At 48.8% G+C, this 22,946-nt stretch carries 26 protein-coding genes and 1 pseudogene; all 27 read right to left on the bottom strand.

Annotated elements, in window-relative coordinates; all coding sequences use genetic code 11:
- Positions 1-2,928, bottom strand: a complete 2,928-nt coding sequence (locus tag HP435_RS28995) for a phage tail tape measure protein (RefSeq protein WP_229050032.1) — start codon at positions 2,926-2,928, stop codon at positions 1-3.
- A 53-nt stretch (positions 2,929-2,981) separates the two neighbouring features.
- Entirely contained in the window at positions 2,982-3,149 is a 168-nt protein-coding gene (locus tag HP435_RS28990) for a hypothetical protein (protein WP_173600227.1), read from the bottom strand.
- Positions 3,150-3,374: 225 nt separating this feature from the next.
- Positions 3,375-3,722 carry a hypothetical protein gene (locus tag HP435_RS28985; RefSeq protein WP_173600228.1) on the bottom strand — a complete coding sequence of 116 codons (348 nt, stop codon included), beginning with the start codon at positions 3,720-3,722 and terminating at the stop codon, positions 3,375-3,377.
- A gap of 13 nt (positions 3,723-3,735) precedes the next feature.
- A complete protein-coding gene (locus tag HP435_RS28980) occupies positions 3,736-4,170 on the bottom strand; it encodes a hypothetical protein (RefSeq protein WP_229050030.1) in 435 nt (144 codons plus the stop codon).
- Complete coding sequence (locus HP435_RS28975; protein WP_229050029.1) at positions 4,170-5,699, bottom strand: phage tail protein; 1,530 nt, start codon at positions 5,697-5,699, stop codon at positions 4,170-4,172. The genes HP435_RS28980 and HP435_RS28975 overlap by 1 nt, the downstream gene beginning before the upstream one ends.
- A 4-nt stretch (positions 5,700-5,703) precedes the next feature.
- Entirely contained in the window at positions 5,704-6,237 is a 534-nt protein-coding gene (locus HP435_RS28970) for a hypothetical protein (protein WP_173600250.1), read from the bottom strand.
- Positions 6,234-6,800 (bottom strand): phage virion morphogenesis protein, encoded by a 567-nt coding sequence (locus HP435_RS28965; RefSeq protein ID WP_173600249.1) that lies wholly within the window; start codon positions 6,798-6,800, stop codon positions 6,234-6,236. Before HP435_RS28965 ends, HP435_RS28970 begins: the two co-directional genes overlap by 4 nt.
- Before the next feature lies 1 nt (position 6,801).
- Positions 6,802-7,227, bottom strand: a complete 426-nt coding sequence (locus HP435_RS28960) for a hypothetical protein (protein WP_173600248.1) — start codon at positions 7,225-7,227, stop codon at positions 6,802-6,804.
- Positions 7,227-7,766 carry a hypothetical protein gene (locus HP435_RS28955; RefSeq protein ID WP_229050028.1) on the bottom strand — a complete coding sequence of 180 codons (540 nt, stop codon included), beginning with the start codon at positions 7,764-7,766 and terminating at the stop codon, positions 7,227-7,229. Before HP435_RS28955 ends, HP435_RS28960 begins: the two co-directional genes overlap by 1 nt.
- The gene (locus HP435_RS28950; protein WP_173600290.1) at positions 7,723-7,932 is read right to left on the bottom strand and encodes a hypothetical protein; all 210 of its coding nucleotides are present in this window, start codon (positions 7,930-7,932) and stop codon (positions 7,723-7,725) included. The genes HP435_RS28955 and HP435_RS28950 overlap by 44 nt, the downstream gene beginning before the upstream one ends.
- Before the next feature lie 15 nt (positions 7,933-7,947).
- Entirely contained in the window at positions 7,948-10,905 is a 2,958-nt protein-coding gene (locus HP435_RS28945; protein WP_229050026.1) for a hypothetical protein, read from the bottom strand.
- 78 nt (positions 10,906-10,983) lie between these two features.
- The gene (locus tag HP435_RS28940; RefSeq protein WP_229050024.1) at positions 10,984-13,155 is read right to left on the bottom strand and encodes a portal protein; all 2,172 of its coding nucleotides are present in this window, start codon (positions 13,153-13,155) and stop codon (positions 10,984-10,986) included.
- Positions 13,156-13,170: 15 nt separating this feature from the next.
- Entirely contained in the window at positions 13,171-14,940 is a 1,770-nt protein-coding gene (gene terL, locus HP435_RS28935) for a phage terminase large subunit (RefSeq protein ID WP_173600179.1), read from the bottom strand.
- A 121-nt stretch (positions 14,941-15,061) separates the two neighbouring features.
- Positions 15,062-15,628: a dUTP diphosphatase gene (locus HP435_RS28930; RefSeq protein ID WP_173600178.1), complete on the bottom strand. Its 567-nt coding sequence runs from the start codon at positions 15,626-15,628 to the stop codon at positions 15,062-15,064.
- 52 nt (positions 15,629-15,680) lie between these two features.
- On the bottom strand, positions 15,681-16,247 hold the full coding sequence (locus HP435_RS28925; RefSeq protein WP_173600177.1) for a recombinase family protein: 567 nt from the start codon (positions 16,245-16,247) through the stop codon (positions 15,681-15,683).
- A 389-nt stretch (positions 16,248-16,636) separates the two neighbouring features.
- A complete protein-coding gene (locus tag HP435_RS28920) occupies positions 16,637-17,026 on the bottom strand; it encodes a phBC6A51 family helix-turn-helix protein (RefSeq protein ID WP_173600176.1) in 390 nt (129 codons plus the stop codon).
- Positions 17,027-17,199: 173 nt separating this feature from the next.
- Positions 17,200-17,391: pseudogene (locus HP435_RS28915) on the bottom strand (DUF1653 domain-containing protein); the annotation flags it as partial.
- 186 nt (positions 17,392-17,577) lie between these two features.
- Positions 17,578-18,018 carry a hypothetical protein gene (locus HP435_RS28910; protein ID WP_173600174.1) on the bottom strand — a complete coding sequence of 147 codons (441 nt, stop codon included), beginning with the start codon at positions 18,016-18,018 and terminating at the stop codon, positions 17,578-17,580.
- 68 nt (positions 18,019-18,086) lie between these two features.
- Complete coding sequence (locus tag HP435_RS28905; protein ID WP_173600173.1) at positions 18,087-18,629, bottom strand: GIY-YIG nuclease family protein; 543 nt, start codon at positions 18,627-18,629, stop codon at positions 18,087-18,089.
- A 227-nt stretch (positions 18,630-18,856) separates the two neighbouring features.
- Complete coding sequence (locus HP435_RS29370) at positions 18,857-19,057, bottom strand: BC1881 family protein (protein WP_370641125.1); 201 nt, start codon at positions 19,055-19,057, stop codon at positions 18,857-18,859.
- Between the two features lie 782 nt (positions 19,058-19,839).
- On the bottom strand, positions 19,840-20,496 hold the full coding sequence (locus HP435_RS28900) for a helix-turn-helix domain-containing protein (protein ID WP_229050023.1): 657 nt from the start codon (positions 20,494-20,496) through the stop codon (positions 19,840-19,842).
- A gap of 62 nt (positions 20,497-20,558) precedes the next feature.
- On the bottom strand, positions 20,559-21,041 hold the full coding sequence (locus HP435_RS28895; protein WP_173600171.1) for a hypothetical protein: 483 nt from the start codon (positions 21,039-21,041) through the stop codon (positions 20,559-20,561).
- A gap of 31 nt (positions 21,042-21,072) precedes the next feature.
- Positions 21,073-21,327 carry a hypothetical protein gene (locus tag HP435_RS28890; protein WP_217365864.1) on the bottom strand — a complete coding sequence of 85 codons (255 nt, stop codon included), beginning with the start codon at positions 21,325-21,327 and terminating at the stop codon, positions 21,073-21,075.
- 26 nt (positions 21,328-21,353) lie between these two features.
- Entirely contained in the window at positions 21,354-21,659 is a 306-nt protein-coding gene (locus HP435_RS28885) for a hypothetical protein (protein ID WP_173600170.1), read from the bottom strand.
- Between the two features lie 150 nt (positions 21,660-21,809).
- Positions 21,810-22,040: a hypothetical protein gene (locus HP435_RS28880; protein ID WP_229050021.1), complete on the bottom strand. Its 231-nt coding sequence runs from the start codon at positions 22,038-22,040 to the stop codon at positions 21,810-21,812.
- 13 nt (positions 22,041-22,053) lie between these two features.
- The gene (locus HP435_RS28875) at positions 22,054-22,419 is read right to left on the bottom strand and encodes a hypothetical protein (protein WP_173600168.1); all 366 of its coding nucleotides are present in this window, start codon (positions 22,417-22,419) and stop codon (positions 22,054-22,056) included.
- Between the two features lie 143 nt (positions 22,420-22,562).
- Complete coding sequence (locus HP435_RS28870; protein ID WP_173600167.1) at positions 22,563-22,946, bottom strand: YopX family protein; 384 nt, start codon at positions 22,944-22,946, stop codon at positions 22,563-22,565.

Here is a 22,946-nt window from a genome sequence, read left to right as displayed (position 1 = left end):
TCAGATGCCTCCTCCGATGGTGCCGATGGTGAGTCTTCCCATCTTGCCAGACGTTTTGAGCGCTGCCAGCACCTTACGATGAGCTTTATCGGCGATCCGATTTGCAAGGGCATCAGCGTCTTCTCCAGGTTGTTGTTGGATGGTTCCGATACTCACCAATGAAGCTCCGTTTTGAAGAATCAATCCTCCGCCGCTGTTTGATGTGGGCATTACTGCTCTTCCAGTCTCATAATTGTTTCGTCTGACCTTGTTAGCTTCTTGGCTTGTCAAAACCATCTCGCCTTTGTGCAACTCAGCAATATAGCCATCGAAAGGCACATAAGGCAATCCATTAAAGTGTGAACCATTGATTCGCAAGTCGCGAATCACGCGTGCCTTTTCTTCACCAGTCAGATTGGAGTTTTTCACTTCAAGTACCTGTTGCTCAATCTCAATCCTGTACTTCTGGTCAGTCAGACGTTTGAGGCTCTTTTCTGCACTATCCACCATTGCATCAAACTGGTTTTGAAGTTGACTTGCATAGTTGGTTCCAGCAATTGTATCAAACGCTTTAAGAAGAGCAGTAACGATTGGCATGACTCTGCTTTTGATCAAGTCAGCAATGAACAAGAGTCCTTTGTATCCAAACTCCTCTATGGTGATTTTTGCCTTTTTGGTAACCAGAACAATCTCGTCCCACTTCTGATACAGTTGGGCAGACGAGACGAAGATATTCACGAAGGGAAGCGCAAGAAGGGCATATTTCAGCGCCCCCATATTGTCCCAAAGTTCAACCGTCTTTTTTGATATATCGTCCCAGTTTTTGAAGAGTAGGTAACCTCCAATTATAAGAGCAGCCACGCCAGCAACGACTAAACCAATCGGGTTTGCTGCCATAGCAGCATTGAGTGCCCATTGTGCTAGTGCCCAAATCTTGGTGGCATTGTTCACGAGTGCCAGAGTCAATGCCCATGCTTTTGTTGCGAGGGTGATGGTTTTGGTTACGATTTCTGTAGCGATGATGTATCCTTTATATGCTAATACTGCGGCAGCAGCAGCTCCAACAATGGGTTCGATTGTGCTCCAGTTATCGGAGATGGCTTTACCAACTGCTATCATCTTTTCGCCAGCAGTAATGACGGGTTGCATCCATTCGGGCATTTTCCATTCCAAGACTTCGAATGCTTCTGGATCATTACCATCACTCATTTGCTTGCGTGAAAAACCAAAAAACTGCTCGATCCTGGTCTTATTAGCGCTTAACCAACCTTCCAATCGTTCAAGTTGATGCACAGCCTCATCGGTTACGGCTCGAAAAACAGGTGCAACATTTGCTTGATACCATTTGATGGAAGGTTCTGCAGCCTCTTTCACTCCTGACCACACCGCTTCGGCGTAAGGTACGATATCATCCCAGTGCTCATAAATGAGATAAATTGCTGTCCCGATACCTGCTATTGCTAATGCAGCTAATCCACTCAATGCAAAGACTCTGCCAAAACCTATTCCAGCGACCTCTAATGCTGTTCTTAAAGCTCCAAACGCCGCGATACTTACAAGAACAATTCCCGTCAATGCAACAAATGCACTTACACCACCTGCAACTGCAAACATGTATCGGCTAACCTGCGGATGTTCCTGAAAGAAAATGGCTGCTCTTGACAATTGATCATTGAGGTATGCAAAGAATTTGGTTGCTGCTCCAAGCAACGGAGAACCAAGTGCTGACAAGAACGTATTCCATGCCTCGCGAGCTGTATCCAAGACTTGATTGTAGTTTTCCATCTGGAAACGAACTCGCTCTGTTAATGAAAGTTGATCGTCAACACCGGACATGATTTCTTCGAGTGACCCTTCTCCTGTTCTGAGTAAGGTGTACGCCGTTCGTCCTCCTTGTTCTCCAAAAACCTTGTGAAACAGCTTAATGAGCTTGTCTGTACCCATTCCTTGTTGAGCCAGTTCAAATTGCTTCTCAATGTCCTTCTCATTGGTTATTACCATTCCTGCACCAACGGTTTTTCGAAGTATCTTCGCGATTTCAAGTGCAGACTTTAGTTGGCCGCGCGGGTCTTTACTATAATCCAGAAAAACAGACTTACCTTGAGCATCCAGCCAACCAACTGAATCCATCATCTCTGTTTGCCTCTTGGTCTGAGGGACCAGTCGCTCCAGGAAGTTTCGTACGAATGTACCCGCGCTTGCCCCTTCTGGTGTTTGTGTTCGCGTTAAAGCTACCAGAGCTGAAGAGTCTAAGACCTGTTCGTATTTGTTTCTGGTTCCCCACATTTGTGTGGCCACACCAGCCATATTACCCAGCCCTCGGTTGATATCAGCAGCGTTTGCACTGGATGTGGCAGCCACTTTTGTAACAATATCTGCAGCACCCAACATTTGTTCTCCGATCAACTGAAAACCAGCTCGGGTTTGAACCATCAGTTCGGCCGCTGCTGTAGGTGCCATTTTATTAAGTTGTGCAAACTTTATTGTTGCTTCGGCTGCGCCGTTAACGATGTCCTGATACTTGATTCCCCCTTTTTGCAATTCAACAATCGCTTGCCCAGCATCAATGTTGGAAAATGTCGTTTCTAAGCCAAGCCGGGTGGCAAGGTTCTCAATTATCCGCATTTTTCCTGAGATTTCATCGGCTTTGGTAGGGTCAAAAAGGTCTTTCCCAAACGTTAATGACTTGATTTCTGTCATCACTTCCTGCAAGTTACCAGCTCGTTCCAACGCCTCAGATGCCGTTTTGGTTACGGCCGCAAAAGCCAGTGCACCACCAGCAGCAAATGCACCACCAGTCCATGCCATGTTTTTAAAGGAGTCCATTCTTCTTTGGGCTTCCTCCGTTGCACCATTCATTAGTCTGAATTGGCTAATGATATTATTGACTCCGTTCGTAACACGATCTGAAAGGCTGAGCGCGATTGCAATGTCCAAAATTGTACTCATTTGAATCACCTCCAAAATAAGAAGCGCCCTTAACAGGCGCTTCTTCGACGTATTCATTTTTGTTTCAAACCACAGTCATTTCTTTTTTCATCCCACATCTGACAGCTAGCCGTTATACACATTCCAAATTTGTTCACTTTATCTTCTCTTCTCGTTAATGCAAAAGTAAACGGACATGCTTTGTCAGTCTTTATTACTTCTTCTTTTTTAAGTCCGAACATTCTCCAATCTCCTCCTGTTCGCTGTTGTCTATATTTTACATCATCCACCTTTCTAAACCCATCATTGAAATGACAGGCTTAGAAAGGCCCCCGATTAATCAGTATCGGGGACTTGCTGTTTTGTGTTCCACTCGTTTGTGACGATGATCGTGGCCATTAGTGTGACCTCGTCCATCTCCATTGTTTCCGAAAAGGATATGCCGGCCCCGGAAGCCAGAGCAACTTCTACTCTGTTCCGAAACCAGGGCTCGGCTGCGAGTTTTTTGCGAGTTCTTCCAGTTTATCCTGAACCTCTTTTGGTGCTGATTTGAGTTCAAATTCGTTCCACTCGTCGTATTCGAAGTTTGACATCAATTCGAAAATCTGGCTGATGTCAGTTGGGATACTTACTTTTTCTCCATTAATTGCTTCGATACTGACAATAGAGGAGATAGTAAGAGCAGTCATGATGCCACCAAGGTTCTGTCCGCCTTCTCCCATGCAGGTTGCCATAAGTCGCTTCTCAATGAAACGGTGCTGCCCCTTTTTCTCGCGCAAAGTAACTTTTTTCCCAGTAGAGAGTGTGATTTCCATGTATAGTTCCTCCTTAAATCGGCACGCGTTTCTTCGCTTGCCAGTTGATTGAGTTATTTACCGGCTTGTTATTGCCGTCGACATCAGCTTTGTAGCCATCGAACGTAACTCCAGTGAACTTGTACTTTTTCACAGTGCCATCGCGGTAGGTTCTCGTTGTGAAAATGACAAATTGCAAGGTGTCGCCAGTTTCTTCTTGATACTTGATTTTCGCATCAACGATGTCGTCATATGCACCGTTGGTGTCTTGGCCGCTAATAGAGCCTTTCCATCCCTGGTTTATAACCTCGCGGTGTTCTTCTTCCTCACCGATTGGATATTTCTTTTCATCAGAAGAGATTTCTTCTTCAGACCATTTCAGGATTTCAGGCGCCTTTTGCAAAACATTACCATCGCTGTCCGTGATGGCAATAACCAGCTTTTTACCAAGCAGACCAGCTTGTGCCATTATTGGCTCACCTCCACGTTCGTGCCGCCCTGATAGTTCAGCAAAATCCATTCTGCGGTGTTGTAATGCTTCACTTTGATGTCTTGAATAAACTGATCAATGTTCTTCGCAGCAAGATTGAAGACGATGGAATAGTCCTCAATCTTACTTGTTTCCGTTTCGGGGTTGCCAGGAGTTTTCAGCTTATCGAAGAAGGTTCGAATGCGTCGTTCTGCATCGTCTCGCATCTTTTTCGTCATGGCCCGGCCTTGCCACGGTGCAGCAACCGCAGCCAACTGCCTTTCGATCCAACTGTTCAGGCGACGACGGTTCGTTTTTCGATTCTCGTTATCGGAAATCACTTCTCCGGCCTCGTCTGTTTTTGCGAGCAAATAGTCACTCGACATTCGCCATGCAAGTGAGCCATCGCCCGCAGCAGATGGCTTCAGCTGAAAAGTCGCAATTTGGTGCTCGTAAAGCCTCTGGTAATCATCGAAAGAGAACTCCATGTCAGCACCCACGATCCACGGGCATTCGACAGCCAGACCGGAGTCTTCAATGTTACCCTTCACATGAACGATAGCAGAGAGGCACGCAGCCGAGAGGCGCTGTCCCGTTACAGATCGGTAGTAGTTCATTGCCATTTGACCAAACCCAGAGTCGTAGGTATCGCGGTATGTGATAGCCCCGTCAATGCCTGGAGCCGATCCAGTTCCGATGTAAGTAGTGCAGTTGTTCTTCTCTCCAAATGTAAGGAGTGCATCGTCTACTGTTGGACTGGAGTAGTTGATGTGTGCAACATCTGTCACGATATTTCCGATTACCTCCAGCAGCTTCAGCCCAGACCGCTTGCCTGTCCCAGGGTCATACGAACCTAACCGATCGTTATCTGTGATTGCAGCTCCATTGCTGCCACCGACAAGCTGTGTCTTGGCTTTGACAGCCGGACGAGCTTCTGGATTGGATGGGTCTGTCGAGTGCAGGTTTTCCAACACAAAATGCTCGCTGCTGGTGTTCACTACATTCACCGCGTAACGAGCGTTGGTTGGACTCATGCTGAGGTTATCATACGTCTCTGTTCCAGAATCTGAGACGAGAATCAGCTTAAACGTGTCTGGTGCCCCACCTTCTGCTACCTCTACTGTAAAGATGTTGGCATACTCGCCCGGGAACTTCGCTGATACTCTCAGCGTTGGCGCTGGTGTTAATTGCCGATCGTTCAGAGTCAGGCTGGCAGTCGCGTGTCCAGAACCAAGCACGCGTACAAAGGCAGCCTTTTTGACTTTGGCATGTTTCAAGTGATCCAGCAGAGCGTTGCCTGCATTGGGCTTGTCTACTGACCCAAGCACAGGCAGAGCAATCTCATGCAGTTTTTTTGTTGGTGTTTCCGAGATCAACACAAACTCGTTTACTGGTCCGCGGTCAAATTCACCCACAAACGCCGGAATAAAGTCGCTGGTTTTCACTTCATCACTTTGCGGAACGGCTTGTTCATTGATGTACAAGCCCGGCGGATAACCAGCCAGTGATGTTACTCCTCGCAAGATCATGTTCTCAACTCACTTTCGGTTTGAATTTCGATATATCAACGGCGCTGACCACTTGTTCCGTGATCAGCTTGCCTGTGCATTGATAGGTGGTGTCTACTTGGTACAGATCAGGTTCACCTCTTGGCGGCGGAGGCGGAGCAGCCAGAAATATCTCCATAGTCTGTTCCCACTTGTCTCCTGGTACGGGTATCTCATTCTCTACCTCGATATAGGCCATGAAAGCTGTCGATAGGCGCTGAGCCGTGCCTGGTTTGTTTGCGAAAAAAGAGACTTGGATGAGGTAGTCAAACCTTGTCGACTCTGTTCCGACAGTGAAAGTACCGTCTGGGTTTTTGATGACCCCATGCGGCTCGTACTCCCTCATCAACGCCTTTTCGGACGTCCCGCTTACATACGAAATGTTGGCGGCCGGCAGAACCTTTTTAAACTCGATAGGATTGGGTGTATCGTTCCGAATCTCGAAGTTTTGTCCATGCACATGATAAATCGCCTCCCCGATGGCTCGATACGCACATAGCAGTGGATCACGCGTGATCACAGCTTTCTCATCTCCTTCAGCAGCTCAGAGACTACAGCGTCTTTGATTGCATCCTTTGACTCGTGTAAAGCAGGACGCAGAAAAGGACGCGCGGGCAGATTGCCTGGAGCATATCCAAATTCATGTGCTGCTGCAAAGTCGCCTGGGCTGCCTTTTCCCTTCTTATCGCTACCTGATCCTACGCCGACATACATCACGCCATCACTACTCAAGTCGCTGTCATCAGTAGTGATTGCCTGGCGCAAGTGACCTCTATCCACCAACGGGGCATCTGCGCTTGATCCTACTCGCCAGCCACCTTGTTGTCTGAGCAACTTCATCCCTTTTTTGTTGAAAAATCCTTTGTTTGGCCCTGACTTGACGGTGTATTTCATTGCTACAGTGTATGGCTTCAAGTGTTTCCATGCAGGATATGGCCCTGATGCAGCTTGATACGTTCCAAGTTTTTGCTTGGCTTTCTTCATGACCTGAGCAGCCCCGCGCTTTAATCCACGCTTGGCGGCTGCGTCAACTTGGTTGGGTATACCCTTCAATGCTTTAAACAAGTCATCAAATCCAGCCATTCTACTTCACCGACCTTGCCTGGCACTCTTTGATGATCAAGATGCCTGCTAATGACGCTGGTGACACCAGAATGATGTTGTACCGTTCACCGTTGTAGACCAAGAATCGACCTTCCTCTACTTGGCTTGCTTGTGGCAACTCGGTGTCATCAATAACGATGAAATCCAGAAGTTTGACCGGATTGTCACCGATTGGAGTAGCGTCCTCATCGATCTTATGGCCCGTGATGACCACTTTGATGCTCGCTTGATGCATCTGAATGGGGTTACCATCATCGTCTGTACCGTCATCTTCAAGCGAGAACTTCGGACGGTTAATCATACCTTCTTTTGGGGTTTCCAGGATTACCTCCACCTCGTACCCCTTCTTCCGGATGTGCCGGTCAATGATTCGCTGAACCTTTCCGGCAAGCTTTAGTGCGTTCATCAGGACCACATCCCGATCGGCTTGGTAACAAGCTTCATGTATCGTGCCTGGCGTTGTTGAGCCATAGTGGATATCTGATCGAAGTTATCGAACTTGATGTCTAGTCCTTTACCTAGCTTCAGTCCGCTGATTTCAGCACCATCCTGAACAATGCTGTCCAGCAGCTTCCACATGGAGTAATCAAACAAAAGAGAAACATCTCGATCAGGAATACTCTCCAATGTGTGATCCGCCAGATAGGTGAATGTCAGGTCGAAGTTCCCGACTGGCGGGACGGAAAGGAAAAGGGTACGATCAAAAATCTCGTACCCCGTGAGTCCGTTTATCCACGTTTGGTAATCATCAGGAAGTTGATACTCGGTGATGTCAGGCAGAAGAGTAATCTTGCCGCGCTGTACTCGTGGACGATGCTTGGAGTAGTCACCCACAGCCTCGTTAAGCAAGTCAAGAAGGTCATCATCAAGGAACCGATAAGGCTCCTCTTTATCTCCAACCTCATTCCGCAGGCGTGCTATCAGCTTTTGTTCCTTTTCCGTCATTGGCAGCTGCCCCCGTTTTCTCCTTTGCAGAAGAAGCAGCCTTTTTGGTGGCTACCTCCTTTTTATCGTCTGCTTTTTGAATTTCAGGTTCTTCGTATGTCTGGCCGGGATGAACCATCTGGCCAGTAACCGGATGGATAAACGAGCAACCAGTGTTTACCTTCATGTCACCTATTCCTCCTTACACGAACTTGATGGTACGGTATGGTGGGTTGTAGACGATGCCGTTCTTGTCCGTAACCAACGGCGTTGCAATGCTGATTTGCTCGGTTGCGTAGTATTGCTTGGCCGAGGTCAGTTTGCCATTGGCATCGTAGTACGGTTCTGGACCTTCAATCTGCATTGGAGAACCTACACCAAAGCGCGTAGCGTTGATCTTACCGAGCAGGATTCGGCTGTCGCCGGCAGCCCACGGCGCATTGATTTCGCCCAGGTTCAGACCGTTGCGCTCAGCAAACCACATACGGCCTTGCAGCAGTCGGGTTCCTTCTGGCGATGCCCACTTGTAGAACAACTCGGAGATTTTCAGGTTGACCATTGCGTTCAGGCTACCGATCGCAAAGTCCGGTGTGACATAGCGCGGAGCAGAACCCATGTAGGCTTTCTCGTAGTCGAAACGCTCCAGCAAGCGATTAAAGTATTTGGACGGCTCAACACCATTTGGTACAGCCAGATCAAAGAACGAGATGTTCGTTGCGTAACTGTAGGAAATGGTTGGACGATTGGTGCCATCCACTCCGGATGCAGCTGTGAAGTAGACTTTGCCCTTTTCAAAGTCAACGGCGTAGTCACCGTTCTTGATTTGTCCAGTTACAGGGTCCCACGTACCGCGTGTGAGGGTTGTCGCTCCTTTCTTCGCCACGATGTTGTTGGCGATCGTATATTGGCGTTGCCCAGCAGCATCGATAGATTGGCGAATACGCGGAAGGACGATTGTTGGCACCAGTTTTTGATTGTAGGCGCCCGCTGTTTGTCCGCAGAGCAGTTTGACGACAAATGCGGCATTGGAACCGGCAGGTACATTAGAGCCATTGGCTGCTTCGATTTCGGTAGCAGCTACGGCCTCATTGGTAACCACTTTGGCTTGGTACTCATCTGCTACATGCAACATTTCCAGGCTGAAACGTTGATCCAAGTAGCGCTGGAAACGCATCGGCAGATTTGCAAGGTTGCGTGCCAGGACATCGTAACGGAATGGGCCTGATTGCATCTCGACCATAGCCTCTTTTGTCACTACAGTACCGCGTTTGATCCACTCAGCACCAAATTCCAACAGTGATGTGGTCGCGCCTTCAGTCGGAATACCGTCCAGTTCGCCCACGATGAGGTCATCCTGCGAATACAAGTCTGTGGAAAGAATCTCGACCGGAATTTTGTAAGTCGTACCAGCGAAACCTTCCGCCATGACCAGCTGCAAGAAGTTCAGGTCTTGCCAAGATTGCATCATCAAGGCATTGCTGATGATTGCTGCTTGCGCAAAATCACCAGTTGTAGAGACTGCCGAGTCCATGATCGCCCCATTGTTAATGGCTTCTGCTGAGTCAGTAAGGCTCTGCATATACTTCTTGAACTCCTGATTGTTTTCACGTTCCATTTGCTTCAAAGCGCGATCCATAATTGCACGATTCGCCTTGCGCAGCTCGGGGTCAGGAATTGCCCCGGTTTTGGAACGAATCACATCGTCCATAGCCGCCTGAAGGTTGTCCACGATCGGCTTCCACGGCTGCCCTTCGGCACCAACTTGTACCTCTGGATCGATTACGGTTGCGCGGCCAGCCTGCGGTACACCGAGAGCGCTCAAACGTTTTCCGATAACGAGTGAGTCAACAAAAGCCCGCTCTCGTTGGACGAAACTATCAACTTCAGCAGCGTCTGTGATGACAGCACCTTTTTGAATCAGACCATCTTTTACTTTCTGATCGTATGGCAATGCTGAGACAGCGTCGGCTAGCGCTTGTTGAGCTGCTTGTTTTTTACGTTCTGCCTCTTCGCGCTGTTCACGCTCTGCTTTTTCGCGGCGCAATTTTTCCAATTCATCTGTCATGGCGGTTGCATTTTCGGCCTTTTCCTTCAGCTCAATCGCTTGGTCGCACAGCGCCATGTCCGCGTGACCAGGATTTGCAGCTTTCCATGCTTTCAGTTGAGACAAGCTCATAGTCAAAAAGTTCACGTTTGGTTCCTCCTTGGAAATCGAATCAAGAATGACAGATACAGCCGCATCCGTTAAGGATTCCGGCGCGGTGAATGCTTCTGGCTCGGCTGGATTGAGCACCACGTCCCAGGTGTACAGGTTGAGTCGTTTTGCGACTCCTACGTTCTTACCTTGGACTTTGGCAGTCACGATGTCGCCGCTCATGCGATTTGAGAAGCCTATTGGCAGCCCAGCATCGAGCATGGCCTGGACTTGTTTCCCCATATCGGTTGTCAGTGGCTTATATTCGGCCCACACCACACCGTTTTCATCGATGCTGGCATCACGGAAGACGACGGCTTGATTTGGAACACTCGAATCAAAAAGCACCCGGCCATCAGCGCCTTTGTAACTGCGCGGGTGCGGGTGCTCTCCTGCATACGGGAAGCCAGTAGCTTTTAGTTGATCAAGTGCTGGCTGATATACATTTCTCGGGTACAGGCGATTGTTACCGTTGATGGAATCAACCCGGGACACAGGCTGCCGATACCAACCGGACGGTTTTTGTGTGGAGTCCAAGATTGGAACCGCTCGGGACAGGCAAACGTCCTTCGTTTCGCCTGCACTGTCAGTCAGTACAGCGAGTTTTACTGAGTCAGTGGCGACGGTCACTGTAGCATTCTGAACTGTGAACCCGAGATTGGGCTTCGCGGCTTCCTGTTCCTTTCTTGCTGCGTTCTCGACGTCGTAGTAACCAAAGTCAGCTCTGCACTTCGCTTCGATCGCATCATAGTAGATTCTGCGGTCTACCTCCGTCAGAGGTGTATTGGCCAGGCTTTTTTTGATTGCGAGCAACGCGATTGCACTGGTTGCATCCAGAATCTGTTTCATCAACGGATCATCGGCCAATGCGTCTTTGACTGGTTGTTCTTGACCAGTCGTAAATCCGATGTTGTTGAAATGCTGCAGATGAACCGGGAAGTTGAAAATCGATTTTCTACTATTCACGATGGGCCTCCTTTCGTTTTCTTCAATGGTTGGTCGTCCCGCTGCGTTTACAATGTGCATCACCGCCCTTCTACGAAATCAGTCTGATGGTAACAACGTACACTTGCATCGCGGATGCGCTGGTATGTCAGGATGCTCATCAATTGGATACACCTTTCCATGCCTCTCTCGGCACACTGGACACGTTCTGGCGTCGATGACTGCGGACCACTCCACTTTTGTAAAGCCCGCATCTGCGTATATCCGCTTGGCGCTGCGATTGTATGCCCATGATAACTCGGTTCTCGCAATGAGTTCCGCGCGGATCGGGTTCTCAATGATCGGTTGCACCTGCTTCATGATCTCTTTCCAGCCAGCATTGGCTGTGAACCCATCCGCCAGTGTACTTTGAATCTGCTTGCGTGTCGTTTCCTCGATTCCTTTGATACGAGAACCCGACTCGTTCATCAGATCATCGCGGATATCCGTTCGAACGATACGAGGTCTGATGGATTGACTCCTGCCTTCTACCAGTTGTGCCGCTTGTTCTGCACCAAGCAACCCAGCAGCCAGCATGTACTTCACGATTGCACGCTGATACTTGCCTTGCTCGGCTTCCCAGGCATCCGTGAAGGCAGAAAGAATCTCATCCTCCGAATAGTCCATGATTGCCGAGTCGGTCACGGCGTCACTCTCGTAAGAGGACATGCGCTGTGTAACGGCATGAAAAAAACGAAGGACTTCTGCCTTCGCTCCAGCCTCAAACTTATCAAATTCGGGTCGATCCTCCAAAACCACATCCGTCACTGGCTCGTCGTCAGGTTTATCACCCTCAGTTGCTTGTTTCGCATTTTGAGCAGCCACAGCAAGAGCAAGTTTGACCTCTTTTTCCTTCTCTTCTTCAATTTGTGCCGCCAACTCCACGGGGTCTTCGATGTCGAAGTCGTCAGCAATCTCTTGTATGGCCTTTTGTGTGGTGATCAGCTTGCTTCCACCGCCTTTGCCCAGCGCGTTTTGAACTCGTTCCAGGCGCTCGGAGGCTGTCTCTGTGGACTTTTCTGTCCAGACCACATCATAAGCGATTGACTCCGGATTAATTCCGGCGAGCAGTAGTTGAAGATCGATCAACGCCCGATAACCGGAGAACGGGCCGACGTCTCCATATTCCAGAGTGTCTGTCATATCATCCAACGATTGGAGATACTGCGGATACTGGACTTTAAGGATATCGCGATTGATATTCTGGCCAGATGTCAGTACCGCTTTGGGAACGCCAAGATTCAACCAGAGTAGGTCGTCGAAGTATTCAATATCAGCCATTTCGGAGAGGTTGGCATCGCCTTGAATCGCTTTGACCTCTGCTGTTCCAACAAAATCACTCAGAAGATGTGCATTTTTCGTCGGGTTGCCGTTTTCATCGATGATCCGATTGTCCCGCGCATATTCTTGCGCATCTTTCTGTTGTGTTCCCTCAGGCAGCCTGTGACTCAACTTTTGCACAGACCTGAACTCCCGCCTGATTGCAGCAGCCATCTCCATCTTTTCGAGGATTTTAAAGGTCTTTCTGGCCGACGCGTAGTGTGATGTGCCGTAATGTTCCGTCTCCTCTGACAACCACCTGATGTGGTTCATCTGAAACAGTGCGAAATCAGTCCGTGACTTACCAGGTGGCCCAATATCCATTAGTGCATTGATCTGTGTTAAGGGATCGATCTGGCTGAATGCACGCTCTGGGTCTGGAAACTCACCGTATGCATCACTGTTTCGCTTCATGGTCAGTGCGGGCGCACGTCGCACATCCAAAACCAAGCCAGCAGCCATATCAACGATCGGGTTGAGGAATAGGTCACCGTCCCGCAACAGAGATCGCAGATGCTCCTCTGATTTTACCGACAGCTTTGTCCGCCGCATGAAGTCGTCAATCACTTGCTGCGCGATGTTGGCCCCGGGAACCAATCGTTTTGGCAACTGCTTGCCCTGGCGCTTCAAGTACGCTCGATGCGCTTCGCTTCCTTGAACAATGACCCTGCACCCTCCCCGCGTGGCGTCCGCCGCAAGCCGAAGATTCGTCATCTTGAATCGCAGGTCCCGTTTGATCAGCTCGCGCACCTCGCGAATGGTTGAAATCCGGTCAGTCGCTACTTTGAACTGGTCAAACACGTACATCTGCGGTGATTCGGCGTAAGAAGACCGCTGTTTCTCGATCTCTTCCGGGGGCGACTGCTTGGTTTTCAGACCGAAAAAGTCCAGTATTTTCGTTTTAATGCTCAATTTAGTCTCACCCCCTTATCCGAAAATCGCTGCGAAGTCAGGCATGATGGCGAATCCGACTGGTTTTGGAGCTGATTTGCTGATGCTCACAGCCATTTCAAGGGCGTCCGGCGCGTCGTCATGATATCCGCTGCCGTAGCGCTCGAACTGGTGAAGCAGCTCCATATGCCGACGATGGAAGCGAATCATGGTATTCTGAATGTCTGGCAACAGCGCTTCGATCCGTATCTCCTTGCGCGCGCGTTGGTGAATCTCTTGCACTCGTGTTCCTGCGGGATATCCTCGTCTCTCAAGCTCCTCTTTCAACTTGTGAACAAAGAACTCCTGTGCCATCTGAGCCTCGGCCGCAACTCCAGCTGGCTGCCACTTCACGACCATATCCGCAATGACGTCGATGTATTTATCCGGATGAACACGCTCGACAAATGCGTCCACCACGTACATGACCCCTGTTGTCTTGTGCTTGGCGATCACAATGCACGCTGAGAAGTCGCCTCGTTTCTTTCCCATGGCGAAGTCTACACCCATATAGAAGTCGTATTCGTCAGGCGGGAACTCACGATTTGGCTCCGCGTCTGTCCAGTAGTAGAACTGATCAGTCTTGAAAATTTGTGCGTCCTCGTCGATTGGATCGTTTTGCATCTCTGTGTTGAACGCCTTACTACCGTTATCCCACCGCCACGTCATCAGCTGCCAGATGGACTTGACCTGCGGCCAGAGCACCACAACGCCCCGGTCCATCTCTTCCCTGTTGGCCTCATAGAAGGATCGCGCATCATCCGCGCAGTTGATATTTTCCTTTGACTGGTATATCTTGCGACACTCTTCCCACAAGTCCATGCGCACTGGGAATTTAACAACTGCCTTGAACAGGCGGCTTTTGAAGTCAGAACGATGTTGGATTACAGTTTGCAGCAGTGAACCATGACAAACAATGGTCCCCATGTAAATAACGGCTGTTTTCTTGCCTTCAGGGTCGCCCAAGGCCATGACCGACTGCGTGAACCAGTCTCGCAACTTGGCCCTCTGCTCAGGAGTAGAAGCGTTCGTCTTCGGGTCTTCCAAATCATCCGCAATGATCAAGTCAGGTCGCGTTGCGTTCCAGTTGGTACCGCGGATTGATTGTCCAGTCGAATATACTTCAACTTTGCATATCGACCGCTTGCCGCCGTCCGGTGTTGGCTCCCAGGCAATGAACTCTCCCTCATTGTCCTTGTCGTTCTGACCCTTTTTTGGTGATAGCAAGGGACCAAAGTCTTCCCGGAGCTTCTGGTTGTATTTCAATTGATCGCCAATCCATTCGATGTTGGCTTTAGCAATTGATGGGGTCTCGGAGATCAGAATGATGTATTTTCGCTTCCGAAAGACGATTTGGTGAAGTGGAAACGTCTTGCTTAACCAGGAAGACTTCGCATGACCACGAGGAGCTGCCCATGCGATCTTCTCGTTGATCTTCTCGCTGGATATCACGTTCATGATGTTACACAGTTCATGGTGGAACTCTGGTGACTGGTCAATCGGTGACGGTATCCAGTTCCCCGGGTTGTTGGGATTGTACATCTCACCAAAATACTCATGGCCCATGTAGTTGAGGTCCAACTCAGCGCGGTGTACACGGCGCAGACGCTTGTAGTCGTGCAGGTACTCCCTTAGCCGGTCGCTCTCTTCGACTTCGATGCTGCCGTCATTGAGCTTTGCTTTCAGTTTGTCGATTCCCAACCGTAGGAGACTGATTGCTTCCCTACGCTGTTCCCTTTCCAGCCAGCGTCCGTTATACCAAGCCATGTGATCACCTCCCACATATGCATTTGAGCGATTTAAGCAATGAAATTAGCTTGTTTAGGTCTTGGGTGGTGTATTTATACCAAAAACCACCGAAATAAGCTAAAATCATGGCTATATTTTGTCAATTGGTGCCAGACGATCCGAAGCCGCCAGTTCCTCGTTCTGTTTCGTCCAGTTCGTCAACTGTCTCGAAGTCCGCCTGCAACACGCTGGCAAGTACCCCTTGCGCAATGCGGTCGCCCTTACGTATGACATAGGTGCTTTTATAGAAAGTCTCGTCTTCATAGCCTGCTGGTCGGTAATCAGTCGGCTTTCCGTTGATGTCGAGTAGTGGTCCTGTTTCGAACTCAACCATGCCGCCAATGACTCTGCCTGGTATCATCTGTGCGATGTTGTCGATGAGGATGCCTATCTCACCTCGAAATCCTGCATCTACAGTGCCTGGTGCATTCGACACTCGCAGCTTTGTATTGGCGCTGACTCCCGACCGTGGCCGAACCTGCAACTCAGTTCCAGGCGGGAGAGCTACCGAAAGTCCCGTACAGATCTTTGCAGACTCGCCCGGAACGATGATGGTGTCCTCGATGGCGTAGAGATCGAATCCCGCGTCTAGTGGCTTGGCGTATGTAGGAAGCACTGCATCGTTGTGCAGGCGCTTCAGTTTGATGTTCACCTTTTGCTGATCCATGAGAATAACTCCTTTCTTCAATAAAAAAAGACCCCGATAGGAGTCTTCCTACTTATATTTGTTGGCTGGCTTCCAGCTCTTGTTTCCTTCTGATCAGCGTCCGTTTGCTGATACCGGTCATTTCTTCCACTTCTTTGTAAGAGTGCTCCACCAGAAGTTGCAGCGCATGCTTGACCTGCTGTTTGGAGTGTTTCCTCGGCCGACCTTCTCTGAAGTCATCCCTCTGTCTGGCAATTGCTTTGCCTTCTTGCGTGCGCTCCACGATCATGTCCCTTTCAAACTCAGCAAAGGCGCTCATCACACTGAAGATCAGCCTTCCGGTTGGTGTGTCTTCAACCAGACCCATGTTCAGGATATGGATTTTGACGCCTCTTTCAAAGAGTGTTTTGACCGTCTGGATGGCATCGATTGTGGAACGGGCAAAGCGATCCAGCTTCGTCACAACCAAAGTATCACCTTTTTGGATCAATGCAAGGACTTCCATAAACTTCGGACGATCTGCCTTTGTTCCTGTGAACTTATCCTCATAGATGACTTCGCAGCCTTCACGCTTCAGCTCTTCAATTTGAGCCGTCAGGTCTTGTGCCAATGTAGACACGCGTGCATACCCATATTTCATCGATTTTCCCACCTTTATTTATGTCACTATGTTTTGACACGATCTTATACCTTGATGATACTGGGTAATCAAATCGGTGTCAATACTTATAAGTTATGTCACAAAGCGACGATAACGAGGTGGTTATCCCTTAGTTACTATAGAAACTACTGTCCCTTTGAAAGATCAGAACAGTAACGACCAGCAGGAAAGCAGCGAATCAGACAACAGAAGCCTGAGCGAAATTTTTCGGTATGGTCACGCATCAGCAGGAGGGTGCAGTCATTTCCCCTCTATCCAATATCCATCTTTTCCATTCCATCCATCATCCCGTATTCCACATAGCGTGAACGCGTGTGAACCCGACCTAACCTATCGCTTCGATAAGATACTGTAGTGGTGGTTCGATTTCACACAGGCTCGTTGTCGATCTGCTCCACTTCACGTTTGAGGTCGTCGAGATCGCCGCGTCCAGTCTGTGATGATTTCTGTTCGACCTCCATTTTTTCTGTGAGCATTTCGTTCACCTGCAGGAGCAATTTGGCTGCCTGAGCATTGCGATCGATGACAGCAGCATCGGTCATGCTTTCGAGCACTTCCGGAATGCGTTTGGATGATTCCCGGACCATTTCCTTCTTGAGTTCTTTTTCGAAGAGAGGGTCTTTCAACCAGTTGTACAGCGTGCGCCGGTCAACGGAGCATTCAGCTGCAATTTCGTCCATAGTCTTACCAGCGCGCTTTGGTTTAGCCAGATAACCAATCGCGATCAGGTGATGCGTTTCAAGTCGTGTGAGTGCCATCAGTCAGTTCCCTCCCCGACGATAAGCCCTTTCGACCGCATGAATTCGAACTGGGCCTCGGTGATCAGTTTAATGTCTTCGACCGAGATGATGCCGCTGCCGTTCTTCAGGAGGTAATCCTGGATGAACGCGGCCTCTTCGTCCTCATCGATGTTTACAGGCTCTTGCTCTGCCAGCTTCTCAAATCGAGGAACGTGCTGTCCGTTGTGATTGACGGTTTCGTTGAACATGGCCAGTGGTCGCACCCAAATCTCCCCAGTCTCACAGGACTGATAGGCAACCAGTTGTTCTAGTGTTTCGGAGTGTCTTGCGATATCGATAACCTGATACAGGTTGCCTTTGTAATGCTGATAGAGTCCTTGCATGCTCTGACCTCCAATGTTTTTTTATGGGGGTGTATCGTTTTTTACCTTTACTTCGGATTTATTGCGGTACATATTCTATTACATATATGAACCGCGACCACAGACAGGCGATTTCCTTATGTGTATCAAGTGTTTTTCGGTGTTTTTGGGGAGTAAAACCGCAAATACGAGGGGGTGCGTCTAACTTTACCCCCCTTCATGCTGTTTTGATGTCTCATCCAATCCAAAAATCTTGAGTAATTCCTTGTCTGGTCTGTAACCGTTGAAAGCGAACTTTGGGTTAATGGCAATGCCGATCCGCCTGCCGTCCTCTTCGGTGTAGTAGCCGGTCAGTCCCTTGCTTTCGAGTGACCTTGCTATTCGGATTCGCGTGGGTTTGGAGATCGGCAGTATCTTGTCAATCTGTGCCCAGCTCAACGGCACGCCTTTCTCTCCGTTTTCGCTGTCTCCGATTAGAATGTTTGTTTCCCACCCAAGGTACGGAATCAACCTGGTCAGGACTGCCAGTTCATTGTCTGTGAGCTTGGCAATCAGCCGCTTTTGTTCTCTCGACGCCCGGAACTTGATGTGCTTCATGTTCTTCCGGTTATGCACGTCCACGACCTTTACCTTTTGCTTGCTATTCACCCACAATTCCTGCCGGATCATCTTCTCGCCGGTTACTGTATCTACGCCAAGGTTGTCAGTTATTCGTTTTATCCCATTACCATCACCTGTTTTCCAGCGTTGATGGATTCAATGTATTTGATTAGGTCCGGTGCTGCTCTGAACCATTCTCCTTGCAGCCTGTGAACCTTGAACTTCCTGTGCAGCTCCGCCTCGGTCGTTCTGCTGCCCGGCATAAGTGCCAGAACAGTCAGCCTCGCCGGAAAACCCGTCTGTAACTCCTTGATCCGCTTGCTCACATCTTTGGAGTATCCGATTTTGATCGGGCCTCCGTTGTCTCCCTGCAAAAAGTAAACGCAGCCTGCTTCGGTTTCCTTCGGCTTCTTCGGCCGTTGTTCAACCTTCGTCCAGCTGCGCTTCTTCACTGCATTTTTGATGAGTGTCCAAAACTCAGGATCGCCCCGATGCTTTCGCAAAATCTCCTGATCCAGAGAGATTGCATGGCATATGACACCCTCGCTGTACCCCTCTTCTTCGAGCGATCGCATACGCATCTTCGCTCTGCCGTCAAATTCGACGCCCAGGAGATTCTCCAAGGCCGCTTTGTACGTTTTTGGTTGGCTCTTCAACATTCGCTTTCGACCCCTTCAGCAACTGCAAGCCGCTCTTCTTTATCTGTTCATGACGTATTTGCCAGATCAAGGCACACAAGAACATAAACCTTGCTCTTTCAATATCGTTATTCGATTCTATGAGCGACCAGATCATCAACAAGTAAGAGAACATTCCCGAAATTGATATCATTATATGAGTCAGCTTTGGGGGATATGGAATCCTGGCATCAAATCCACCTTCCGAATTAATCTTGATTCACGAGGATACGTGCTGGTCCTGACATAGAATAGACAGTGCCATTCACGCAAATATCGAAATATCGGTGTGGATCAGCCACAAACTCAGTGGCTCCGGTTCGTTTGGCCAATTCTTCGTGGAGTTCTTTTGTAGTGAAGTGCTGCAGGCTCTTGTTCACTCCTGTAGCACGTTCGTATGTGCGCTCCATCTCCTGCAGGGCACGCGTCGCCTCTTTCGCCTCTCTTGTGACCGCCTTCAGCCCCACCAGCGCTGATCAAAATAAAAAGCCCGCTGATCTGCGAGCTTCAATTCTCAAACTCTTTTGTTTTTGGGTTGAACCATCGATTTTTATCGGCTAAGCTTTGCCCGTTTAAGGTTCTCCATGTTTCGTATACTCCCCTACAATCTTCATTGATGCAGACAAACAACTCCGAATATGCACTCCCAATTCTGTCCGTGCCTTGAGTTGCCATTCTTGATTCGCAATATTTACAGATCATACCATCCCCTCCTTTGTTTCATTTTCATACAGACAGAAATGATTGTCTATGTGAAAATCCCGCCCCGTTTCCGAGGCGGTAGGATGGAGGGATAGCAGGCAAGCAACGCCTGCCGGGAAAGGGGCGAGTAGCCGGAGCCTTGATCTCGCATTGCATTTGTTGGGCCTGAGCCCACAATGTCCCTTTCTCGCCAAGCGCTGCTACTATCTCGCTGGCTTTTCTCTTACACACGGCACCCGCACGCATACAATCTTGTTGTCGTGGTAATTCACCCACTCGCAGCCGTAACACTTGTGATCCTTCGGCAACTTGGTCGCCGCTTGTGTTTCATTCTTCTTTGCAAAGGAACGCATAGTATCAACTCCAACAGAAAAGCCACCCGTCGCCGGATGGCCTTGCTTGTCTTTGATTTATTCGCTTGGCTCAATTATAAACCGATAGCGAGCAACTCCGCTCAAAACGTCCAAAACGTTAAGTTTTGTCAGAAGTGTCAACCGTTTTGAATGCTGTACAAAGCCCATGCAAGCTTTTGGACGATACTTTTTCGTATCTCATGCACCCGTTGCCGGGATACTCCGACAATCAGCGCGATCATATTCATTCTTTCTCCATCCATCAAGCATTCCAGCACAGCTTTTTCTTGCGGATCAACGATTTGCTCGGCGGCATGCTCCGCTTCCTTGATCTTTATCTCCAAATCCGTCAGGCGTTTTACTTTCCGCTCGTATAACTCTTCTGGAATGTTTAGGCTGGTTGGTTTAGTACCCTGAGCTTTTGGGAGTGTTGCTTCGATTCCATATTGAGCAACCAGTCTTGAACCTGGTGGTGAATCAGAGATCGCTCTATTCAGTTCATCTTTCAGCCAAGCAGCCCTATTCAACATGTAACGATAACCTTTAATGACCTCTTCAGCCTTTTGCACCCACTCCATGGCCGGCTCAATTGTTGTGAATGCAAGTTGACCATTCTGTTCTATCAATCCTTGTTGTTCAAGTGCGTATTTGTCCCATTCAGGACAAGAATCAATTTTACCGACATGAAGATCATGTACTTGGCAGTGGGCTTTCTTCCCCCAGCAAGTGGCTGGGCATTTTTCGCAAACCTTTTCTATCAACAGGTCTTTGCTCATTGTTGTGCTGGCAGCCACTGTGATTCCCCCTCAAAGGTATGTGTATTGGATGGATTAAGCTCCCCTGAGGGGGCTTTTTGTTACGCTTCGTTCTTTTCCATCAGTAGTTCAGCCAATCGATCACGGTCTTTCTCGTACCAGTCAGTCACGTATCTAGTGAGTTCAACCACTTTCATCGGATCGGCCACTGTGATAGTCGACCATCTCACCATAGCCACTGGATTGTTCATATGTAAGGTATCCAGAAGGATCTTCCTGATGGTTTCCAGCGCTTCTTTATACGCAGCCCATTCACTGCTCAGCTCTTGGATCAGCTGCTCCATTCCGGCTCCGTTTGCTTTTATGTCCTCGATGTAGACCAGGGCATCAATCAACTCTTCAGCCAGATACTCCAGTCGCTCCGTTCCGTTCTTCAAGTGCCCGGCTTTGTCGATCGTATCGCCGTACTTTCTGATCCCCTTCTCGGTCTGCCTGTCCAGTCGGTCGATGATTGGTTGCCGGTATGCCATCGCATTGACTTTGGCCTGCGTAATCAACGCTTCTTCTTCTGTTTGAGTGATCATGTGCAGCCTCCTTTGCTCCTGAAATATTTTGTTAAATGCGTTCCAGCGACAAGTAAGTAGCCATATACTCCTTGTTGTTATCTATCGCATCCTGGAAGTCTTCCAAGGTTTCGATTCGTTTGTGATATTGCAAGAACTTCGAAGGAGGCTGAGGATGTTCGTGGACCGGGTAAACCATGATGTGATGAGACCCTTTCCATGCGATGAGCTCCACTGATTGCCCATTCTTTACATCTATCCCGCCGTACCAAAACGCTGATATCTTATCGCTCCACTCTGCTACCACGTTCTCTCCTCCTCATCACAATTTCTTTACAACAAATTACGAAGATGTTCTTCTTTCCTGCGTAGCCGGATAATCTCCTCGTTACGCTGCTTCAACATGGATACGAACTGTTGCAGCTCAGTCTCTACCTTCTCGTCAAATGACCTCTCTTTAATCCAATCGCGTATAGTGTGCTTGACGTTTCTTATCATGGTAGGGCCGTTGCAGACCTTCTTCTCGCAGCTGAATTGTACCCAGCGATCCGAAATATAATTAATTCGAATCTTGTCCACTTCCCAAAGGCCCATGCTTTCTATCAAGTTTCGCGCTTTCTCTATCTGGTCCTGAGTCATCAATGCTCCTCCACTGATCACAATTTCTCTTTGTCTTTAATAAGAAACCACTTTCCTACGTCCCCTTGGCAGTACGGGCAATTCAATTCAATTTCATCACCATAAGATGCTTCTGGAGGATAAGTTTCAAATACTGTTCCGCAATCGCATTCAATTTTTAAAGCGATTTTTTTCATCTGTTTTCCGCACTTCCTCTTCTGGAGATTCGCGCTCATTCAATAACCGCCATTTCTTGTTGCTCATTTGTTCCCTGAAGGCCTCTATTCGCTTTGAGGTGCTGGCATGTTCATCCTCAAATGCTTTCGATTTCTCCTGCGTTTCTTGAAAGCCATCCTCTACAAACTTCCGGATATCGAACAAGAGAATCACCCCGTTTCTCACAATTTCTCTTATGTTAAGCCTCGAAAAGTGGCTTTGTTATCCGTTGCAGCTCGCGGAACTGTAGGGGCGTCAAAACGGTATCATCCAGGTGCATAGACCAAGCTATCAGCGATCCCGACATGCTTCTCATCGTATTTTTCAATCGTTCAACCTCCGCCTCCGCTACAACCGCCCGCTGAATCCAGTGCGGCAACGCGGTGCGTGATTCAGCAATAAAACGCGCGTCTGCCGCTGCGCTTGGAAACACATCTACACTGTCATACATCTGGCATACCCAGCGAAGAACTATATTGCTGGCCATTACTGCGTCAGGTAGTGACTCCCATGGTCCCGGCGTAGCCGCCTCGCACAAAGCCAGGTCTTTTTCTGCGTCACGCACTGGCTATCACTCCTTTCTCTGTATTTTCTGCTTCAATTCTTTAGCCGTTTCCCAACACGTAAGTGCAACCAAGAGGACTAAGCACAATGGATAGAACCACAGCTTGTGATACCACTCGTCAGGATCGATATTGAATCCTCCGATCACTTGCTCACCTCCAGCAGTTCACAACAGCGTTCCAATGAGTCAGACACCAGTTCCTGAAAATGTTTTCCTCTTGCCATAAAGCGCGCATTTTCGGAGTCCCACTCAACGGTGTAGCGATATGACAGCCCGCTTGTTTCGGACGTTTTTCCCAGGATATCCCCCTCGTAAATCTCACGGTCGTTCTTGTCGCGGAGGCCGGTGAATTGTCCGACAGATGCTGGATCGACTTCATATTTCTCGATGGAGCAATCGCGCATATCAATTTTGCCTGTCAAAATGTAATGAATTTGCAACACCGGAATGATCCAGATGTAGCCATACACCCACTCTCCGTTGTCTTTGCGTTTCCCCCGAAACTTGATCTCACGTCCTGCTTGCAT

The sequence above is a fragment of the Brevibacillus sp. HD3.3A genome (genome assembly GCF_013284375.2).
GTDB lineage: Bacteria > Bacillota > Bacilli > Brevibacillales > Brevibacillaceae > Brevibacillus > Brevibacillus parabrevis.
The sequence above is the reverse complement of the archived record's forward strand: the minus strand, read 5'-3'. Positions and strand labels throughout refer to the sequence as shown.